The sequence below is a fragment of the Acinetobacter sp. S4400-12 genome (assembly GCF_024129495.1).
Taxonomy (GTDB): Bacteria; Pseudomonadota; Gammaproteobacteria; order Pseudomonadales; family Moraxellaceae; genus Acinetobacter; species Acinetobacter lwoffii_C.
Window position 1 is genome coordinate 16083 of record NZ_JAMXYB010000020.1, and the last position, 19601, is coordinate 35683.

Consider the following 19601-nt stretch of genomic DNA (forward strand, 5'->3'; position numbering starts at 1 on the left):
GCTAAAAGTATGCAGTCTTAAAACAACAATACTGTTTAAAGTCATAATGATTAAATCATTATTTTATCCTGCCAGCATTAAATTGATAGTAAAAAGAAGATTATATGGGATCTATGAATCATCCATTTCCTCTGCATATTTTTCGTGCCTATGACATCCGGGGAAAAGTGAGTTTACTTAGTACGGGTGTAATTGACGCGATTGCCCATGGCCTTGCCCAGCAATATCGTGCTGCTGCACAGACTCGGGTTGCAATTGGATATGATGCCCGGATCAGCAGCCCCGCCTTTGCCGAAATTCTTCAAGGTATTTTTGGTCAGTATTCGATAAAAGCCACCATTATCGGTTGCTGCTCCAGCCCGATGCTGTATTTTACGGCGCGTCAGTTCGACGGTAATGGCGTGATGGTAACGGCCAGCCATAATCCCAAAGAGGATAATGGAATTAAATGGATTATTTCCGGTGAACCGCCTTGCCCGCAGATGATTCAAAATGTGGCGCAACTGGCTAAACAGCATTGCCACAGCGAACTTGCCAACATCCCTCAACGTCCCCATTTGATTGCGCCAGAATTCTGCCTGCCTTATCAGTATGCAATCTTGCAAGATATTCAGCTAAAGAAAAATTTTAAAGTCGTACTGGATGGCCTGCATGGTTCGGCCGGCCGCTGTGCCAAGCTGGTACTGGAAAAGTTGGGTTGTGAGGTGACGGCTTTGCGTTGTGTGGCCAATGGTGAGTTTCCGGATCATGCGCCGGACCCTTCTCAGGAAGCACATCTGAAAACATTGTATCAGACGGTTATTCAGCAACAAGCCGATATAGGAATTGCCCTGGATGGTGATGGGGATCGTGTGGTTCTGGTGGATGAGCTGGGAAATATCATTAGTGCTGATCAGTTGCTGTGCTTATTTGCCAAAATCTGTTTGACCGGTTCAGAAGCAAAACAGTTTGTTTATGACGTGAAATGTTCGACCCTGGTTCGTAATACTGTGCAGGAGCTAGGCGGTGAAGCAGTGATGATCCGTACGGGAAGTTCCTTTTTACGTAAATATTTGGCTCATTCCCAGAATCAGGCTGTTTTTGGGGGAGAATATGCCGGTCATTATGTATTTAATGACGGACGGGGCTGCGGCTATGATGATGGGCTATATGCTGCGTTACGCGTCATAGAATATCTTGACCAGACGGGACAAAGTTTAGCTCAGGTATTACAGGCCTATCCCAAACGCTATGGTACAGAAGACCTTTATATTGCGACCCGTGATATTCAGGCCAATGAGCTTTTAGAGCTTGTCGAGCAGCAATCTCAACAATTCAATGCACAAATGAGTACAATTGATGGGATACGTCTTGATTTTGAGGACGGTTTTGGCATCATTCGGGCATCCAATACAGGTGAATATTTTACAGTACGCTTTGACGCCAGCAGTGCTCAGCGTCTGAATGAAATCCGTCATCTGTTTGTAAGCATGTTGCGGGATCGTTATCCAGAAATCGCGCAAGACATTTTAGATGCTCAATAAGGAGAGGCGAATGCCAAATCAGCAGACCGGCATCGACAAAGCACAAATTCTGACAGAAGCTTTGCCGTATATCCAACGCTTTACAGGAAAGACTCTAGTCGTCAAGTATGGCGGTAACGCAATGACGGATCCTGAGCTGGAAAGTTCGTTTGCCCGTGATATCGTCTTGTTGAAAACTGTCGGCCTGAATCCGGTGGTGGTGCATGGGGGCGGTCCACAAGTGGATTCCATGTTAAAACAGCTTGGGCGTGAATCTGACCGTATTGATGGGATGCGTGTGACAGACCCGGCCACCATGGAAGTGGTTGAAATGGTGCTGGGCGGTAGTGTCAATAAATCTATCGTGAATTTAATTAACCAGCACGGTGGCCGGGCAATTGGCCTGACTGGTAAAGATGGGAATCTGCTGCGCGCTAAAAAGCTGCTCATGAAAAAAACGGCAGATGATGGTTCGGTTGAGGAAATTGATCTCGGACTGGTCGGCGAAGTCGTTGGGGTAAAAACCGATGTCCTAGAAATGTTTACCAACAGCGACTTTATTCCAGTGATTGCTCCACTTGGCGTAGATGAAGAAGGCAATACTTACAATATTAATGCCGATCTGGTGGCAGGCAAAGTCGCAGAAGCCTTGGGGGCGGAAAAACTGATCCTGCTGACCAATATCACCGGTGTACTGGATGAAAATAAAAAACTGCTGACTGGTCTGAGCACACAGGAAGTAGATCGCCTGATCGAAACCGGGGTGATTTATGGTGGTATGATTCCTAAAGTTGGATGCGCTCTAGATGCAGTCAAAGGTGGAGTGGTCAGTGCGCATATCGTCGACGGCCGTGTTCCACATGCCAGCTTGCTGGAAATTTTTACCGATCACGGGGTGGGAACCTTGATTACCAACCGTTCCAAGCCACATTGTGCTTAAGACATTATTTTAAAATTTTAAAGAGCCTCCCTTGAGGCTCTTTTTGATCCTATGTTTTAGTCAAACTGGGCAAATTCTCCAACCTTCAGGTTTTGAATGCTCAGAGATCGAAAGTGCATGGCTCAATAAAACAGTAATATATCCCGCTTTCTGTCAATGCAGTGCTGAAGAGCATTACAGCGCTGATCTAAAAGAGATATTTGAAATGCGCTGAGGAGTCATGCACAATAACTTTTCTGAATTAACCAACAGCTGAACCAAGACTATGTGCCAATTGCTTGGAATGAACTGTGCGACTCCCACAGATATTACCTTCTCATTTCGTGGATTCTCCCAGCGTGCAGGTATTACTTCCGATCATTCGGATGGTTTTGGAATCGCTTTTTTTGAAGATAAAGCCTGTCGTCTGTTTGTCGATAACCAGTCTGCTGTCGAGTCACCGATTGCTGAGCTGATTCGTAATTATCCGATTAAATCCCGTAATGTGATTGCGCATATCCGTAAAGCGACCCAAGGTAAAATCAGCCTGGAAAATTCTCATCCTTTTAGCCGTGAGCTGTGGGGGCGGCAATGGATTTTTGCCCATAATGGTGATTTACATCATTTTTCTCCCGAGCTGAGTGGCCGCTTTACACCCGTGGGCAATACCGACAGTGAGTATGCTTTTTGCTATCTGCTGGATCAGCTGGTCAAACGTTTTGGCTACCATGAACCAAAGCTGGATCAGATCTTTGATTTGTTAATTGAAATCTCACCGACCATTGCCGAGCATGGAACCTTTAACTTCTGCCTGTCAAATGGGCAAGCCCTGTTTAGCTATGCGGTAACCAAATTACACTGGCTGGTGCGGGAATATCCTTTTAAACCTGCCCAATTGATTGATATTGATGTCGAAGTGGACTTTAGTCAGGTGACTACTCCTGAAGACCGGGTCGCTGTGATTACCACGGAACCTTTGACCCAAAATGAGCAGTGGACAGCATTTCAGCCGGGGGAAATGATCCTGTTCCGGAATGGCGCCAGAGTTCGGTCTGAAGTAACCCATATTGCGCGTTTAGTACGTGAAAGACTGGATCCTTCTTTAAAGCGAATGACTAAAGCTGATTTATATTAGGGATGTGTAGATAATTCGTTTATACGGATAAATATAGATATTTAAAAGCATCTTCAAAAATAAATTTTAAAAAACAGGAGTTACTCCTGTTTTTTTATCAATAAAATGAAAAATATAATATTAAAAACCAATGGATTGATTAAAAAATACTTTATGATTCTGGTCGGGTTTAAAATGTATTAGTTATAAGAAACAAGGATTTATGTTAATAGTTCGCGATAATACCGAAAGCCGACTAATTTACTTGATTTTTATTTATAGGTATTCCCTATATGATTGTATTCATGTGATAAATCCTTAATATGAATAGGTGGTCGTAATGAAAATGAAATGGATTCCAGATTATAATACTGGTATCGATGTGATTGACGATCAGCATAGACGCATTCTTGATTATATCAATGAGATTGATGACCTAGATGCCGATAGTGATCGTGATCGGATTAAACAGGTTCTGGAAAATATTATTGATTATACCCAATCACATTTTACTTTCGAAGAATCTCTGCAAGAAGAAGCAGGTTATAAATATCGTGTACCACATAAACGTGTACATGACCTGTTTATTAAAAAAATCGAATCTTATCGTGACCGTTTTGAAATGGGGCATTCGATTGAAGCGGAATTGCATGAAGTATTATCTAAATGGCTGATTAACCATATTCAGCATGATGATGCCGATTATGTGGGGGCAGTCAAAGAAAATATGATCGGAATTCTGAAAGAGAAAGAAAAGAAAAAAGGTAAAAACTGGTTTGCCCGTTTCTTCTCATAATCTGGAAGAACTCCGCACAGATTGAGATAAAAAAAATTAAAATTCTAATAATAAGTTCGCGCAGCAAATCACTGTCTTGGTGATTTGCTTTTTTGTTTTTGATTTTCATGGCCTCACAAGGCAAAATAGCGCTAGGTTTTTATAGGAATGCATCATGCAGGACAAAGCTATGTCAAAATGGTTATCACCGCTGATGGCTTTCTGTTTATCGTTTATTATCATCGCGACGCTCGCACCGATAACAGGTATACAGACTGATCGTCAGCTGGATTTCTGGATGCTCTGGTTAGGCACCATGCTGATTCTGGCGCTTCCCGTTTGCTATTTGGAAATTGCCTTAGCCAAACGCTCTAAAACCACCGCCGTGCAAGCGCTGTCAAGTTTGACCCGGGAAGCGGATGCATCACAAAAATGGCGTATTGTTGGCTGGCTTGGCGTGATTTTTATTCCATTTTTAGCCGGTGCCATGCTCAACAACGCCAGTGGTTTACTCAGCATTGCGGCGATTGACGTTGCGCCGCAAATACTGTTTGCAGGCCTTGCCGTATTCGCGTTGGCGCTCTCTTTGCTTCCCCGTCAAATTTTACTGTTGCTGAGTACCGTCGGGGTATTGGCTTCGCTGGCCTTTGCCCATATACAGGGAACGGCACTACCTGCCTGGCAAATCACCCCAATTGAATTTTCAGAGTGGGGCAATGCAACGGTACTGGCTTTGGTGGCCAGTGGTCTGGGAATGGGACTGTACTGGCAGTCCAGCCTTGCAAGTGTAAAAGAGCAATCTGTTGCAACTAAAACTGTACTGCCAATCTGGATCGCGCAATTGCTGGCCGTGGTGGCCTTTGCTTTCTTTGCTGTTAAGGCACAAATTTCAGCTTTGACATTGTGCGCAGCAATTGTGGCTGCTGCCGCATTTATACTGCAAATGGCACGTGAGCAGTTGCAACAACGTCAGCTAAATATCGCCATGCAATGGCTGATTCTAAGTGTAGCGACTCTGATCTGGCTTATTCCAAATACAGCTCCGGTGTTTAATGGCTTGTTAATCATCTGGGGGCTGCTCATTTGCCTGGTCTATGCCATTTTTGCGGGCTGGATCATGAAGATTAGTCATTTACGTAAGTCTATGAATTTCAGCAATGAAGCTTTTTATAATATCTGGCGTATTGCGGTGCGTGTCGTCCTGCCGCTTTCTATCATCATTGCATTGCTGGCTGTGATCGGGCAGTGGGTGTGATGAGTAAGGCCATGGTCTGGGTGGCCTATGCCACCCCGGAACAGCAGTTTCATATTGCATTGCCTTTTCAGGCTGGAATGACTGCGCTGGATGCTGTTCAGCAAAGTGGAATTGCACAGCAGGTCACTTTGCCTGAGCCGCTGGTATTAGGAATTTTTGGAATGCGCTTGCAGAATCAGCAGCAGCCATTGGCTGCTGGGGATCGTGTAGAAATTTATCGTGTATTGACCATTAATCCCCAAGATATACGCCGTAAACGTGCAGAAAAAAATCCGGTGGGCCGTTATGCCAAGGGAAACCGTTTTAAGCAACTCAAGACATCTTCCTAGGAACTGACGACTGATTCGGTGTATTTGCTGGTAATTTGATAGATCAATTGAGTTAATCGGAAAACCCCTGAAAATTCAGGGGCTTTTTTATGAAAAACCGACTATAGTGGAGGTGCGTTTAAAATTGCTTCTTTAGAACCTGGTAAACCGGGTTGAGATGCTGGAATTGTTTCCAGACCTTCAATCCGCTGCACCACGCCAGATTCATTAAAGTAGATTTTTAAATGCTGGCCTTGGGCGGCTGGGATCTTGGCCTTTTTGGCATATGTTCCCGGGGTATAGTTGTAGATGTAGTCCCAGCGTAAAGGATTCATTGGATCTGTCACCGTTGGGCTGCCGAGTAAGAAACGTACCTGTTGGTGATTCATTCCCACCTGGATTTTGGAAGCCTGCGCTTGAGTGAGAGGAGTACCCTGCGGTATATCTACTTTGTAGACACCTAATGCCGAACAGCCGACCAGCAGTGAGGTGACGAATAACGTCAACATGAGTTTTTGCATTTTGCTACACTATCCCAATTAATTATGATGCATTTGATCCAAGGATAGATCATACTGCATCTAAACTTTGTTGCCTATATTCCAACTTTGATTTTGTTGAGAGACCTTTTTACATGCCTATTTCAAACCAAGATTTACGAAAAGCTGGACTGAAAGTCACCCTTCCACGAATTAAAATATTAGAATTATTAGAAAACTCTAAACAGCATCATCTTAGTGCGGAAGATATTTACAAGACTTTACTCGAACAGGGAGAAGATGTCGGTCTTGCAACTGTGTATCGTGTGTTAACGCAATTTGAAGCCGCGGGAATTATTGAACGTCATAATTTTGAAAACAATCATTCCGTTTTTGAAATTATGCAGGAAGATCATCACGACCATCTGGTCTGTGTGAATTGTAGCAAAGTTGTTGAATTTATTAATGATACCATTGAAAAAGAGCAGCATGACGTGGCTCGGGAGTTCGGCTTCGAGCTAACCGGTCACTCGCTTAATTTATACGGTTACTGTGATGCCTATGAATGTCAGGAAGCTTACCGTAAAAAATAATCCCGGCTCAGCTTAAAATAAGAAAAACAGGCTTCATAAGAAGCCTGTTTTTCTTATGGCTCTTAAATGATCAGCTTTGACCATCAAAGGTGATATTGGAATTGGCACGCAATAAATGCTCGCCGCCTTCTTCAGACAGCTTAATTTGCAGACGCAGGTCGTTTGGTGAATCCGCATGTTTTAGGGCATCTTTATAGCTGATCTGTTTGGCTTTATATAAATCATAAAGTGCCTGGTCAAAGGTTTGCATGCCCAGCTCGCGCGAGCGTTTCATCAGGTCCTTGATCTCATGCACATCACCTTTACGGATTAGGTCTGCCACCAGAGGCGAGTTAATCAGAAGTTCGATGGCTGCCCGACGACCATTTCCATCCACTGTTGGAATCAGCTGCTGCGCCACGATGGCCTTCATGTTTAAGGATAGATCCATAAACAGCTGGCTATGACGGTCTGCTTCAAAGAAGTGGATAATCCGGTCAATGGCCTGGTTGGCATTGTTGGCGTGCAGGGTCGCAAAGACCAGATGGCCGGTTTCGGCAAAGGCAATTGCATAGTCCATGGTTTCACGGGAACGAATCTCACCAATCAGGATCACATCTGGTGCCTGACGCAGGGTGTTTTTCAGGGCGATTTCAAAGGAGTCTGTATCAATCCCGACTTCGCGCTGGGTGATGATACACCCCTTATGCTGATGGACGAATTCGATCGGATCTTCAATGGTAATGATATGGCCCTTGGAATTTTCATTGCGGTAGCCAATTAGCGAGGCCAGTGAGGTCGATTTACCTGTACCAGTGGCCCCTACAAAAATGATGATGCCACGTTTGGTCATTGCCAGTTCTTTAAGAATCGGTGGCAACTTCAGTTGGTCCATGGTGGGAATTACGGTTTCAATCCGGCGCAGGACCATGCCCGGCTGATCGCGTTGCTGAAAAGCGCTGACACGAAAGCGCGCAGTCTTGTCCGGATTGCTGATCGCAAAGTTACATTCACGGGTTTCTGCAAACTCTTTACGCTGTTTTTCAGTCATGATGGAGTTTAAAAGTTGCCCCACCGCAGCCCCTGGTAATTTTACCGAACCAATCGGCACAATCTGGCCATTAATTTTGATAGAAGGTTCGACATCGGCTGTAATAAACAGATCCGAGGCCTTTTTCTCTACCATATAATTCAGTAAGCCATTAAAGTCCATGCTCAAGCCCCCAATATAATGAACTGTTTTTTATAAGAATGATTCAGGCTGTTTGGCTGCTGTACGCGCTACTTGCGGGCTGATGATTCCTTTGGAAACCAGGGTTTTTAGGCTTTGATCCAGTGTGGTCATTCCATAGTTGGCACCTGTTTGAATCGCAGAGTACATTTGCGCGATCTTATTTTCACGGATCAGGTTACGGATCGCTGGAATACCGATCATGATTTCATGTGCTGCCACACGACCACCACCATTTTTTTTGAGCAGGGTTTGTGAAACAACGGCCTGTAAAGACTCTGATAGCATGGCACGTACCATGTCTTTTTCCTCGGCCGGGAAGACGTCAATCACACGGTCAATCGTTTTGGCTGCGGAGGTGGTGTGCAGGGTACCAAAGACCAGGTGACCGGTTTCTGCCGCGGTTAAGGCCAGGCGGATGGTTTCAAGGTCACGCATCTCACCGACCAGAATAATATCCGGGTCTTCACGTAGTGCTGAACGCAGTGCTTCATTAAAGCCGTGCGTATCACGGTGGACTTCACGCTGGTTGACCAGACATTTTTTCGACTGGTGTACAAATTCAATGGGGTCTTCAACCGTCAGAATATGGTCATAACGGTTATCATTGATATAATCGAGCATGGCGGCAAGGGTGGTTGATTTACCCGAGCCGGTGGGTCCGGTGACCAGTACCAGGCCACGTGGATATTCACTGATATCTTTAAAAATCTGGCCCATGCCTAAATCTTCAAGGGTCAGGACTTTTGAAGGAATGGTACGAAATACCGCACCAGCGCCACGGTTCTGGTTAAAGGCGTTGACACGGAAACGGGCCACACCTGGAACTTCAAAAGAAAAGTCAGTTTCCAGGTTTTCTTCATAATCACGGCGCTGCTTATCGTTCATGATGTCATAAACCAGCTTGTGTACTTCCTTATGTTCCAGTGCAGGCAGGTTAATACGACGTACTTCACCATCTACACGGATCATCGGCGGTAAGCCGGCAGATAAGTGTAAATCTGACGCACCATTTTTAGCAGAAAAGGCTAACAGTTCTGTGATATCCATCAGGTCCCCAATTTCATTAAAATATTATTTATTTTGCTAGAATAATAAGGCTTTCCGTCAGCTTAACCAACCCTTAGTTGGCGAGCAAGGGAAAAAAATCAGGACAAAATGAGAACCTCATCAATGAATATGCTGCAACAGTCACGAAATCAGGTTTTAGCTCAGATTCAGAGCGCATGTACCCAGGCCGGACGTGAACCGGATTCGGTACAACTTTTGGCGGTCTCCAAAACTCAGCCAAGCGCTATCCTGGCGCAGATGTATGAGGCCGGACAGCAGGCCTTTGGTGAAAACTATCTGCAAGAAGCACTGGAAAAAATCACGGCTCTAAAAGCGCTGGACATTGAGTGGCATTTTATTGGACATGTACAGCGTAATAAAACCCGGCCTCTGGCAGAACATTTTGCCTGGGTGCATGGGGTGGATCGTCTGATTATTGCCGAACGTTTATCCAATCAGCGTCGCGATTCTCAAGCGGCACTGAATATTTGTCTACAAGTAAATATTGACGGACAGGACAGTAAGGATGGTTGTCAGCCTGAAGAACTTAGCGAACTGGTGAAGCAGATCAGCCCATTACCGAATATACGCTTACGCGGCCTGATGGTGATTCCTGCTCCTGAAAATACCCGGGCCTTTGCAGATGCCAAAGCCTTATTTGATGCGGTAAAGACTCAGCATGCCCATCCTGAGGACTGGGATACTTTGAGTATGGGCATGTCTGCCGATATGACCGAAGCGATTGCAGCTGGCTCTACCATGGTTCGTGTCGGAACAGCGCTGTTTGGTGCGCGTCCTAAAAAGGCTGAATAAAGCCGGTCAGATTCTTTGGGCAAAAAAGCGTTATTGCAGGGTATTGGATAACGCTTGGTTTCTTTGTGGTTCAAGCCATTTGGCCATGAGCCAGGCAAAGAGGATTAAGCCACACATGCTGCCGAGTAGCGCTAATACAGCACCACCGAGACCATAAGCCAGCGTTGCAGGCACAGTCCCTAAAATAAATAACAGTAATGGAAAATGGGTGGCATAGAGCGTATAAGAAAAATTTGCAGACTGCACCCAGACCGGATGATAGCAGCTCTGCTGCTGTTGTAGCTGCACCAGCCAGCAGACAAAGGCCAGTCCGATGCAAATATTAAAAGGCACAAAATAATGCGTGGTGTAAAATTTTGTTTGTTCAATCACCTGAAATTGATAGGCATCCAGACAGGCAATGATCAAGGCTACAGCTAACAGGGCGGATTTAATGGCTTGTAAGCGGTCTAAAAAATGGAGCTGGAGATGACGGTGTGCACTGGCGAACGCTGTCAGCCAGAGCAGAAAATAAAACAGAAACTGGATATTCAACACCGACAGCGTAGTGAACAGAAGTAGAAAGACGATTTTGGCGAGTTCAGAGGTTTTCAGAAAAGGCAGAAATCCGGCCAGCACATAGAACCAGACTTCAAAACTCAGACTCCAAAGGGGTGCGTTGGCAGATACGGTGGGGCCAATAAAGCCATTCAGAAACAGCAGCGAAGCGATAAAATCTGGAGCTGTAATGTCATAGTCAGTCCGGATCATCATGCCAAAACTGTTCTGAAAATGATGGCTTTGTGAAGCAAAAAACCAAGGCGCCAGCATATATAAAACCAAGCTTAAAGCAGAAGCAAACAGAAAAGGTGGTAAAATCCGGCGACAACGCTGCCGCGCATAATGCCGTACATTAAACTGACCATAGCGTCGGGAATGGTTCTGGATGGAAGTTCCGATCAAATAGCCACTCAGTACAAAAAAGATCATGACTGCGGCCTGACCCAGCAGACGCACCCATGAATACAGGCTGAGATCAAAAGGGGCAATAAAGGCCTGAAAGCAGTGACTAAATAGTACTATTATCGCACTGATGCCTCGCAAGCTCTCTAGCTGTAAGCTGAAATAGGGCGAGAGCTGGTTCGGCGGATGGGTCATCTTTAACCTATAATCTCGATTGTACTGGCACCGGCACCGACCGGTTTGACCTGAATTTGTACCGGAATGCGTTCATGCATTTCCTGAACATGCGAAATCAGTACCACTTTACGGCCCTGACTCTGCAAATGATCCAGAGCATTCATTACCATGTGCAAGGAGGCCGGATCCAGCGTACCAAAGCCTTCATCAATAAACAGGGATTCCAGTTTCATCGAGCCGGAGGCCATATTGGCAATCGCCAAAGCCAGCGCCAGCGAAACCAGGAAAGTTTCCCCCCCGGATAAAGAGAGCACCGGACGCACTTCGCTGTTCATGTCCAGATCAATAATGGCCAGACTTAAACTGTCCGGAATCCGGTACAGCTGATAACGCGGTGCCAGCGGCTGTAACTGCTGGTTAGCGTATTCCACCAATATATCCAGATGATGCTCTTGGGCAATTTTCTGGAATTTGCTGCCTTCCTTGTGTCCGATCAGGTCATAGATCCGACCCCAGCGGTATTCTTCAGCTTTGACCTGTTCAATCTGATGCTGGTGTCTTTGCAAGGTCACCTGATTATTGGCATGAATCCTTAGCTTGGTATCGACTTCATTAAAGGCATTTTGTTGTTCAGCCTTTTCCTGAGCCAGTTTATTTAAGTGTAGTTCAACTTCTTCAAAGCTCAGTTCGGGCTTGGATTTCAGATGATGCTGATATTGTTCTTCCAGAATCTGCCAGGCCGTTTTGGCATTTCCTACAGTCTGATGCTGTAGCTGTAATTGCTGGCGGATTTGCTGGTGCTGTTGCAGATCAATATTTAGGCACTGCTGGATATGCTCATGATTAAAATCAGGATGCCGACTTTGCCAGTGTTGAATCGCCTGCTGACATTGTTCAATCTGCTGCTGCAGTTGCTGAATCTGGGTGCTGATACTTTGCTTTTTCAATTCAGCCTGTTGCAAGCGCTGTTCATGTTGCTGGGCAATAAGCTGTTGTGCCCGTAGCTGCTCATCCAGTATGTGTTGCTGCTGTTCCAGATGGTCACGCCATTCCTGTGCCGTGCGATAGCTTTGTCCGGCATGACTGAGAGTCAGGCTATTCAGCTGTTCACGTAATGCTTTACCCTGGTGAAGCGCCGTCTCCAGCTTTTGTTGTAACCGCCCATCATGATGCTGATGCAGAATCAACTGATCACGTGCTTTTTCAAGTTGCTGATTGAGGTTTTGAATGTGGGTTTCTAGGGTTTTAAACTCTTGGCATTGCTGCTGGCGCTGTTGCAGTTGCTGAGACAGCTGCTGACAGCTCGAGCCAGTATCCTTGACCCAGACATTTTGCAGGGACTCGGGCAAATGTGCCAGAACGGGCTGAATCATCTGTTCTAGCTGGAGATACTGCTGCATGCTCAAATGCAGCTGATCCAGTTGTTGTTGTTGCTGACGCCAGCGTTTCCAGTCACCTTGCTGAGTCTGGAGCTGTTGTGCAAGCTGCTGTTGTTCTCGCTGCAGATGAATCGCATGTTGGCCAAGCTGCTGTTGTAGCTGCTCGGTATTCTGGTTTGCATTCACTTGCCAGCCAAAGTGTTGCATCTCCTGATGAAGCTGGGCTTTTTGCTGTGCCTGTGTGGTGGTGAGCTGTTGATTGCGCTGCTGTTGTTGCTCAATCAAGGTATGTAATTGAGATTGCTGGATCTGTGCCTGCTGCCATGCATGAGTCTGTTGCTGCAACTTTTCTTGGGCTTCCTGAAGCTGTTGATCATGCAGCTGCTGCAAGGCATTTTCCAGTAACTCCTGATGCTGCACAAAAGGGTGTTCATGACTGCCACAAACCATACAGGCTTCATCAGGTTTTAGCTGGGCGCGCAATTCCTGCACACTCTGCGCCTGTAACAGGCGTTGCTGTGCGAGCATCTGTTGCAGTTGTTCAAAGGACTGTTCGGCTTCTTGGCGCTGTTGTTGTAATTGAAGCAGTTCCGTGGTGAGTTGCTTTAAGGTATTTTGATGCTGCTGTAATTGGCTATTCAGTTGCTGGCTTTCAGCCTCAAGTCCAGCCATTTTCTGGGCAGCCTGGATCAGGCTTTCCAGTTTTAACTGTTGGATACCGGCTTGCTGTTGCTGGCTTTGCAGTTGCTGTAATTGCTGTTCGAGCTGCTCCAGATCGGTATAGCGCTGCGTGAATTCTTGCAAATTTTCAGCTAAGCGCTGTTGCTGCTGTTGCAGTTCAGCGGGGCCCGCTTGAAAAACTGCCGGAGACTGCTGCATAAATTTTTCACGCAGTGCCTGATATTCCTGCAAACGTTGCAGGGTGGCCTGCGGCTCATGATCAAAAGCCGCTAAAAATTCCTGTTGTTCGAGTTGTGCCTGAATCTGCTGAGATTGCAGCTGAAGCTGTTGTAACTGTTGTTCGGTCTGGCAGATCTGCTCCTGTACAGGCTGAATCTGCCGGGCTTTATAAGTCTGTTGCTCTGCTGCAAGCTGTTTATACTGCTCACCCACTGACTGTAGCTCATGATCCAGTTTTAATCCCTGATCGAGATAGGGTTTGATCTTTTGAAATTCTTGCTGCTGCTGTTGTTGCTGTTGCTGCAATTGAAGCAGCTTCTGCTGCTGAGTGTCACGTTGCTGCTGAATCGCTGAAAACTCGGCAACGACACTGTGCTGCTCGGCCAGAAAGTGGCTACGCTGATTTTGGAGCTGTTGTTGCTGGACAAATTGTTCCCGGATCTGCTGAAACTGGTCCAGCTGTTCCAGCAGCTGTTGTTGGGGTGCCATCTTCTGCTCGGCATCCAGCTGAACCATATAAATTTCTTTTTTGGCCTGAATTTCAGTATATAAATAATGCTGCTGACGATGCCATTTTAGATCATTGTCCAGCACTTTTTCACTCTGGTTAAAATGCTCAATCACCTGTTTTAAGGCAGTATGTTGCTGCTCTAAGGTGGCAATATCTGTTTCGGATAATAGCTCCAGATAGCCAATCTGTTTTTCTAGATCAGCCCGTTTCTGTTTAACTTCACTATGTTTTTCAAATGCTTTTTGGCTGACCAGACTGAAAATCTGTGAGTTGGTCAGATATTCCAGTAAATCGGCACGCTCATTATCCTTGGCTTTTAAAAAGGCACCGACTTCAGACTGAGCCAGCAGAACCGCACGGGTAAACTGCTCAAAACTCAAGCCCACCAGTTTTTCAATCAGTGGGGTACATTCAGAAATTTTCTGGTTTAACACCCGCTGATCATCCAGACAGGTAATGGCCCGTTCTACTTTTAAATTACCATCGACTTTTTGCCGGGCACGACGGATTTCCCAGCGTGCCGTATAGCGTTTCTGATCCAAAGCGATAAATTCAAGCTCGGCAAAACCCTGTACGCAGCCACGGCGCAGAATATTCTTGGTGTCCTTGATGGAGACATCCTGGCCGCCCGCATCTTTCAGGCTACCGGTTGCACCTTTCAGACGCGGAATTTCGTTATATAGCGCCAGACACATGGCATCGAGCAAGGTGGACTTGCCGGAGCCGGTTTTTCCGGTAATGGCAATCAGGCCAGCATAAGCCAGCGGGCTGGATTCAAAATCAATATGATGAGTGCCAGCCAGCGAGGCCAGATTATTCAGGCTCAGACGGATAATTTTCATGGCTGATCCTAAGCTTGTTGTTTTTGGGCAAGTTCATGCTGAGCTTCGACCAGCAGCTGCTGAAAATCCTGCTGTACCGAAGGGTCCTGACGATAGCCCATTTTTTCCCAGATATTAAAAAATAGTGATTCCGGCGTTGGAGGCGCCAGATCAATTTTGGAACTATCCGCCGGATCTTCTGCCTGACGCTGATAAACCCGGCTGATCCTGAGCAGACGATAACGATTGACTGGCAGCGCCTGTTCAATTTGCTGACGTAAATCGACTGGCGGCGGAGCATCGGTTGTGTATTCAATTTCCAGAAAATGCCGGGCAGCGAGATGTTCAATTTCACCCGCAGGTAGCGCCTGGATTTTATTCATCAGATTGTCCAGATTTTCCCGGATTCTAAACAGTTCTACCGTACGCGGTACTTGCAGGGCTGCAAACTGAAAGCGCTGTTCAGCCTTTTGCTCAGGATCAATTTTGACCTCAACCACCTGATGCGAATAGTGAATTTCACTAAAGGATAGGGGAATTGGCGAGCCACTATAACGGATATGCGCTTGGCCTACTTTTTGCGGCTTATGCAGATGGCCAAGTGCTACATAGTCGATGACTTCATCAAACAGCGCCGTTGAAAGCGCTTCTTCATTGCCCACTATAATCGGGCGTTCAGAATCTGAGGTTTCACCACCTTGCATATGCGCATGTGACATTAAAATCAGTGCCTGATGGGGCGTCTTACGTGCTTTGGCTTCTGCGATCAGCTGTTGATGCAGATAACTGATGGCATTCTGACTGTTATGAGTATGTTCGTTAATTCCGGTAATTTCAGCGCTGCGTAAATAGGGCAAGGTCAGACACCAGGCCACAATCGTTCGGTTCTGGTCATAAATTGGCACCAGCAGACGGTCCAGATCAAGCTGATTGGTCGAGGTTCGGCCGACAATCCCCACTGCTCTGGCATTAAATTTGGTCAGTAAAGGCTGTACCTGTTCAATCCGGTAACCTGAATCATGGTTACCGGCAATCATCAGGGTTTGCATATGGGGTGCCAGCTCATGCGCATCAGCAAGAAACTGATACAGCTGTCGTTGTGCACTTGAAGCCGGATTGATGACATCAAAAATATCCCCAGCGATGAGCAGGGCATGCGGCTGTTTGATCTTGATTTGTTCAAGCAGCCAGGTCAGAAATTGCGCATGTTCAAATTCACGGTCATGGTTATGGAAGAATTGCCCCAAATGCCAATCAGAAGTATGAAGAAAATGAACTGCCATGTATACCAACCTTTATTTTTGCCTTGCTACTATAGAAAAAAGCGCCAGTAAAAGTCTACTTGAAAAATACTTTCTTATTTGCTTGTAAGCCATTGAACTTGGTCGTAGAGCCTACTGAGTTTGCCTGCCATTGTTGAGACAGCTTTTAAGTATAGGCCGGGTCTCATCTTTATTCAGCTTCAGGTTGTTTTTATTTTCATTCGCTGATGCAGGCCGGTTTGAAAAAATTTACCCTTTTAAACCAGTTTTTATGCAAACCAGGCAAAGCAGACTTGAAAAATAAGGACTGATCCTTATGTTAGCTCCTATAAAACAGTCTCTGATTCATCTGGTCAGAGTGACAAAATGCAGCGCCCAAACAATAAAAACCGACGATTCGAGTGATAGTGAAATCGTCGGTCAAAAATTGTGCAGATGAAAATTTTGGCTGCTGTTCAAAATTTCCACCTGCACTGAACTTATTGCTTTAGCGAAGTGAACGAAAACTTGTGGATGCCAGTCCAAATTTTCGAACCTTGTACCCTATATAACGTCATGATCTTGGCTGAGGTTGACAATAAAATGAAAAAAAACTTAATTTTTTTTATACTAGCTTGTTAATCGTCTTTGGGTTCTTCTAATGGTGCCGCTAACTCGCTATTTTCTCTGGTTTTTCTTCCTGTGCTTTGTCTTTACCTGTATTTGCGGTGTGCTGGCAGCCTTGATGCCAACCGGCATGGGCGCCATCTTGACCATTGTGCCTTATCTGGTGGCGATGATTTGGGTTCTGTTTAAATTTTTAAAACAGCAGCGCCGTGCACCCTCTGCAACCGAACGTAAAAAATTTAGCTTGGGCTTCAGTCTGATTTACTGGGGCTATAATCTGGCATTTTTAATTTTGGGGATTGTGATTGCAACCCGTTCCAATCCAAATGCCTGGCAGGATTTTTTGCTGTATTTGCAACAGCCGCAATTTGTCAGCATTGTCGTGATTATGTTCCTTCTGATCGCCATTCCACTTTATTTGCTGACCTACTGGTTTTATGGCAAACAGGCACAGCGTATGGCAGCTAAAACTTCTGGTCTATAGTTGCCATTCAACCGTTTTATGCAAGAAAACCTTAAATATGTGAGTGGACACGGAGGTTAAAGATTACTCATCCTGACAGGACGTCGTGTATAGATAAAAGACTTTGGCTCTCTCAAAATTTGGATCTTGGCTATACACAGCCATTTGCAGGATTTTATGAATAATGAGGTTATCCAAGGTAAATATAAGCTTCTGCAACTCCTATCTTGCTAAACCAGGATGTTTAAAGGGTTAGTAAAATTAAATCTATAAACTAACGCAACTATCAACCAGACCGCAGGCTATTTTAAATATTCAGATGGTTTGAGCGCAAATCTTTATTTAATAAATAAAATGAGCCAAAGAGCAATAGCCGAAATATTCTGGATGGCCTGATTTTTCATTTACTGATCAATATTTTTATACTCGACATTTTGATAGGTGAGCGGCGTATACTCTGAATCATGACAAGAAGAATAGTGCAGGATCGGTATGTATAAACCAGTCGTATTGATGACAGGTGCCAGCGGTTTTATTGGCAGCCATCTGGTAAGGTTCTTACTGGCACGGGATTATGCGGTGATCGGTCTGACCCGACAGAAAAACTTGCGAGAAGAGCATCCTGATTTTCACTGGGTTCATGATCTGGATGAATTAAAAAACCAGCAGATTGACTATGTGATTAATCTGGCAGGTGAAAGTATTGGTCAGGGTCGCTGGACCACCGCCCGTAAAAAGAAACTGAAGAATAGTCGTCTAAAGACCACCCGGCAACTTTTTGAGCATCTGGAAAGATATCAGATCAAGCCCAAACGGATTATTTCAACCTCTGCTGTGGGCTACTATGGCATTGATCCTGAAGAGCAGTGGGATACGGTGTGTACAGAACAGAGCCCGGCACAAGACATTTTTATGTCCGAGCTATGTGCCGAATGGGAGCGTTTGGCCTTATCTTATCCTGAGCAGAACACCAAGATTATTCGTCTAGGTGTGGTATTTGCTAAGGGTGGAGGAATTCTTCCGCAGATGTTATTACCCATCAAATTTAATCTGTTTGTCCAGATTGGTCATGGCCGCCAGCCGGTAACTTGGGTACATCTTCAGGATGTCATGCGGGCCATCGAATTTTTGATGCAGGAATCGACTCAGCCCCAGATTTTTAACCTGGTGGCTCCAGAAAAAGTCAGTCAGGCTCAATTTGCTCGAATAGCTGCGCAGGTGCTGAAGCATAAACCTTTATTGCCGTTACCAGCTTGCAGCATGAAAATGCTGCTGGGCGAACAATCCCAACTGATTTTAAATGGACAGTATGTTCAGCCTAAAGCTTTACAGGAGGCTGGTTTTACTTTTAGTTATCCGACTCTGAAAGAGGCGCTACTGGAAGTGTTAAACCGCTAAAGCCTGAGTTTCTAAACGCTGTGCCGGATTATAAGGCTCTGGATCAACAAAAGTCGGCTGTTCCAGCATGAGCTGGGCCAGAAGTTTCCCCGACGCAGCGCCCATACATAGGCCATTACGGAACTGACCGAAATTGATCCAGAGATTGTCCAGATGCGGCATTTTGCCAATATAGGGAATGCCATCGGGTGAGCTGGGCCTTAAACCAGCCCATTGTTTCACCATCGGAAAATCAGCCAGCTCTGGCACCATCTCCAGACAGGCAGTAAAAATATCCTGACGGATTTCGGTTGAAGGGGAGGTATCAAAGCCGACCTGACGCATACTCGAGCCGCACAGCACATGACCATCACGGCGTGGGATCAGGTACATGACCTTGTGCATGCACATGCTGGGCAGCCAGTGCTCTGGTGTTTTAAATAGCAACATCTGGCCCTGTACCGGCTGTACCGGAATGTTAAAGCCGAGCTGTTCCGACCAGTAAGCTGACCATGCGCCGGTTGCAATCACAAACTGATCTGCCTGAAAACTCAGTCCATTCTCGCTTGATATCTGTTGAACATGACCTTGCTGTATATCGAGTTGGCTGATTTTACAATGTTCCTGCCAGATCACACGGGGATGCTGCCTCAAATAGCTGATGATCGACTTTAGCAGTCGGGGATTGCGGATATTGGCCAGTTCAGGAAAATAGAGAGCCTGTTTGAACTTCGTCTGATCTACTCTAGGATTGATCTGTCCGAGCTGCCTTTGATCGAGAAGTTGCGCCTGCTGCTGCGGATCCTGATATTGCTCGGCATAACGCAAGCCGATTTCAAAATCGGACTCATCAAAAATCAGCATGCCCGTGTTATGAATCTGAAAATCAATTCCGCTTGTCGGTTGCAGTTTTTGATTCCAGGTCTGATACAGCGGTTTGGCATGGCGAGCCAGAGTATTGACGGCATTCGGGTAACGCCAGGGATACATGGGGGAGAGAATGCCGCCTCCGGCCCAGGACGCTGCCTGTCCCGCGGCCTGCTGATCCAAAATCGTGATCGAACATCCCTGTTCCAGCAGTTCCAGAGCGGACATTAATCCGGTAATACCCGCACCGATAATGGCGATATGCATTGCGCCAGGGT

17 protein-coding genes are annotated in these 19601 nt (G+C 45.8%); 10 read left to right on the forward strand and 7 right to left on the reverse strand.

Going from position 1 to position 19601, the window contains the following annotated elements; all coding sequences use genetic code 11:
* Positions 1-104 precede the first annotated feature (104 nt).
* The 6 genes from NI461_RS09230 to NI461_RS09255 all read left to right on the forward strand — a co-directional run bounded on the left by NI461_RS09230 (position 105) and on the right by NI461_RS09255 (position 5894).
* The gene (locus NI461_RS09230) at positions 105-1523 is read left to right on the forward strand and encodes a phosphomannomutase/phosphoglucomutase (protein WP_253152588.1); all 1419 of its coding nucleotides are present in this window, start codon (positions 105-107) and stop codon (positions 1521-1523) included.
* Between the two features lie 10 nt (positions 1524-1533).
* Positions 1534-2442, forward strand: a complete 909-nt coding sequence (argB, locus tag NI461_RS09235) for an acetylglutamate kinase (protein WP_151203728.1) — start codon at positions 1534-1536, stop codon at positions 2440-2442.
* Between the two features lie 265 nt (positions 2443-2707).
* The gene (locus NI461_RS09240; protein WP_151206578.1) at positions 2708-3556 is read left to right on the forward strand and encodes a class II glutamine amidotransferase; all 849 of its coding nucleotides are present in this window, start codon (positions 2708-2710) and stop codon (positions 3554-3556) included.
* A gap of 319 nt (positions 3557-3875) precedes the next feature.
* Positions 3876-4331, forward strand: coding sequence for a bacteriohemerythrin (locus NI461_RS09245; protein WP_151203732.1), 456 nt, complete (start codon positions 3876-3878; stop codon positions 4329-4331).
* Between the two features lie 154 nt (positions 4332-4485).
* The gene (locus tag NI461_RS09250) at positions 4486-5565 is read left to right on the forward strand and encodes a hypothetical protein (RefSeq protein WP_253152586.1); all 1080 of its coding nucleotides are present in this window, start codon (positions 4486-4488) and stop codon (positions 5563-5565) included.
* Positions 5565-5894, forward strand: coding sequence for an RnfH family protein (locus tag NI461_RS09255; RefSeq protein ID WP_253152584.1), 330 nt, complete (start codon positions 5565-5567; stop codon positions 5892-5894). Before NI461_RS09250 ends, NI461_RS09255 begins: the two co-directional genes overlap by 1 nt.
* A 101-nt stretch (positions 5895-5995) precedes the next feature.
* Here the strand turns inward: NI461_RS09255 and NI461_RS09260 are convergent, their stop codons facing one another.
* A complete protein-coding gene (locus tag NI461_RS09260; protein ID WP_151203738.1) occupies positions 5996-6394 on the reverse strand; it encodes an outer membrane protein assembly factor BamE in 399 nt (132 codons plus the stop codon).
* A gap of 113 nt (positions 6395-6507) precedes the next feature.
* On the opposite strand from NI461_RS09260, the gene fur reads away from it, so the two are divergent.
* The gene (gene fur, locus NI461_RS09265; protein ID WP_253152582.1) at positions 6508-6945 is read left to right on the forward strand and encodes a ferric iron uptake transcriptional regulator; all 438 of its coding nucleotides are present in this window, start codon (positions 6508-6510) and stop codon (positions 6943-6945) included.
* 70 nt (positions 6946-7015) lie between these two features.
* Here the strand turns inward: fur and NI461_RS09270 are convergent, their stop codons facing one another.
* Together NI461_RS09270 and NI461_RS09275 are read right to left on the reverse strand one after the other, a co-directional pair.
* Positions 7016-8137: a PilT/PilU family type 4a pilus ATPase gene (locus NI461_RS09270; protein ID WP_151203742.1), complete on the reverse strand. Its 1122-nt coding sequence runs from the start codon at positions 8135-8137 to the stop codon at positions 7016-7018.
* Between the two features lie 30 nt (positions 8138-8167).
* The gene (locus NI461_RS09275; protein WP_151203744.1) at positions 8168-9205 is read right to left on the reverse strand and encodes a type IV pilus twitching motility protein PilT; all 1038 of its coding nucleotides are present in this window, start codon (positions 9203-9205) and stop codon (positions 8168-8170) included.
* Between the two features lie 123 nt (positions 9206-9328).
* On the opposite strand from NI461_RS09275, the gene NI461_RS09280 reads away from it, so the two are divergent.
* Entirely contained in the window at positions 9329-10018 is a 690-nt protein-coding gene (locus tag NI461_RS09280) for a YggS family pyridoxal phosphate-dependent enzyme (protein WP_253152569.1), read from the forward strand.
* A gap of 30 nt (positions 10019-10048) precedes the next feature.
* On the opposite strand, the gene NI461_RS09285 is transcribed toward NI461_RS09280, so the two are convergent.
* From NI461_RS09285 to NI461_RS09295, 3 genes are read right to left on the reverse strand one after another with little or no spacing between them, the layout of a single operon-like run.
* A complete protein-coding gene (locus NI461_RS09285) occupies positions 10049-11155 on the reverse strand; it encodes an acyltransferase (RefSeq protein WP_151203747.1) in 1107 nt (368 codons plus the stop codon).
* 2 nt (positions 11156-11157) lie between these two features.
* Positions 11158-14769 carry an AAA family ATPase gene (locus tag NI461_RS09290; protein WP_253152541.1) on the reverse strand — a complete coding sequence of 1204 codons (3612 nt, stop codon included), beginning with the start codon at positions 14767-14769 and terminating at the stop codon, positions 11158-11160.
* 8 nt (positions 14770-14777) lie between these two features.
* A complete protein-coding gene (locus tag NI461_RS09295) occupies positions 14778-16031 on the reverse strand; it encodes an exonuclease SbcCD subunit D C-terminal domain-containing protein (RefSeq protein ID WP_253157113.1) in 1254 nt (417 codons plus the stop codon).
* Between the two features lie 619 nt (positions 16032-16650).
* On the opposite strand from NI461_RS09295, the gene NI461_RS09300 reads away from it, so the two are divergent.
* Positions 16651-17100: an ABZJ_00895 family protein gene (locus NI461_RS09300; RefSeq protein ID WP_253152538.1), complete on the forward strand. Its 450-nt coding sequence runs from the start codon at positions 16651-16653 to the stop codon at positions 17098-17100.
* Positions 17101-17571: 471 nt separating this feature from the next.
* Complete coding sequence (locus NI461_RS09305) at positions 17572-18477, forward strand: TIGR01777 family oxidoreductase (protein ID WP_253157115.1); 906 nt, start codon at positions 17572-17574, stop codon at positions 18475-18477.
* Here NI461_RS09305 and NI461_RS09310 read toward each other — a convergent pair.
* Positions 18466-19590: an FAD-binding oxidoreductase gene (locus NI461_RS09310; RefSeq protein ID WP_253152534.1), complete on the reverse strand. Its 1125-nt coding sequence runs from the start codon at positions 19588-19590 to the stop codon at positions 18466-18468. The genes NI461_RS09305 and NI461_RS09310 overlap by 12 nt on opposite strands.
* Between the last annotated feature and the right edge of the window lie 11 nt (positions 19591-19601).

Coding starts and splice junctions, on each gene's coding strand:
- NI461_RS09260 (WP_151203738.1), bottom strand. CDS start 6,394: ATGCAAAAACTCATGTTGACGTTATTCGTCACCTCACTGCTGGTCGGC.
- NI461_RS09280 (WP_253152569.1), top strand. CDS start 9,329: ATGAATATGCTGCAACAGTCACGAAATCAGGTTTTAGCTCAGATTCAG.
- NI461_RS09250 (WP_253152586.1), top strand. CDS start 4,486: ATGCAGGACAAAGCTATGTCAAAATGGTTATCACCGCTGATGGCTTTC.
- argB (WP_151203728.1), top strand. CDS start 1,534: ATGCCAAATCAGCAGACCGGCATCGACAAAGCACAAATTCTGACAGAA.
- NI461_RS09240 (WP_151206578.1), top strand. CDS start 2,708: ATGTGCCAATTGCTTGGAATGAACTGTGCGACTCCCACAGATATTACC.
- NI461_RS09300 (WP_253152538.1), top strand. CDS start 16,651: ATGGTGCCGCTAACTCGCTATTTTCTCTGGTTTTTCTTCCTGTGCTTT.
- NI461_RS09285 (WP_151203747.1), bottom strand. CDS start 11,155: ATGACCCATCCGCCGAACCAGCTCTCGCCCTATTTCAGCTTACAGCTA.
- NI461_RS09290 (WP_253152541.1), bottom strand. CDS start 14,769: ATGAAAATTATCCGTCTGAGCCTGAATAATCTGGCCTCGCTGGCTGGC.
- NI461_RS09275 (WP_151203744.1), bottom strand. CDS start 9,205: ATGGATATCACAGAACTGTTAGCCTTTTCTGCTAAAAATGGTGCGTCA.
- fur (WP_253152582.1), top strand. CDS start 6,508: ATGCCTATTTCAAACCAAGATTTACGAAAAGCTGGACTGAAAGTCACC.
- NI461_RS09305 (WP_253157115.1), top strand. CDS start 17,572: ATGTATAAACCAGTCGTATTGATGACAGGTGCCAGCGGTTTTATTGGC.
- NI461_RS09230 (WP_253152588.1), top strand. CDS start 105: ATGGGATCTATGAATCATCCATTTCCTCTGCATATTTTTCGTGCCTAT.
- NI461_RS09310 (WP_253152534.1), bottom strand. CDS start 19,590: ATGCATATCGCCATTATCGGTGCGGGTATTACCGGATTAATGTCCGCT.
- NI461_RS09295 (WP_253157113.1), bottom strand. CDS start 16,031: ATGGCAGTTCATTTTCTTCATACTTCTGATTGGCATTTGGGGCAATTC.
- NI461_RS09270 (WP_151203742.1), bottom strand. CDS start 8,137: ATGGACTTTAATGGCTTACTGAATTATATGGTAGAGAAAAAGGCCTCG.
- NI461_RS09245 (WP_151203732.1), top strand. CDS start 3,876: ATGAAAATGAAATGGATTCCAGATTATAATACTGGTATCGATGTGATT.
- NI461_RS09255 (WP_253152584.1), top strand. CDS start 5,565: ATGAGTAAGGCCATGGTCTGGGTGGCCTATGCCACCCCGGAACAGCAG.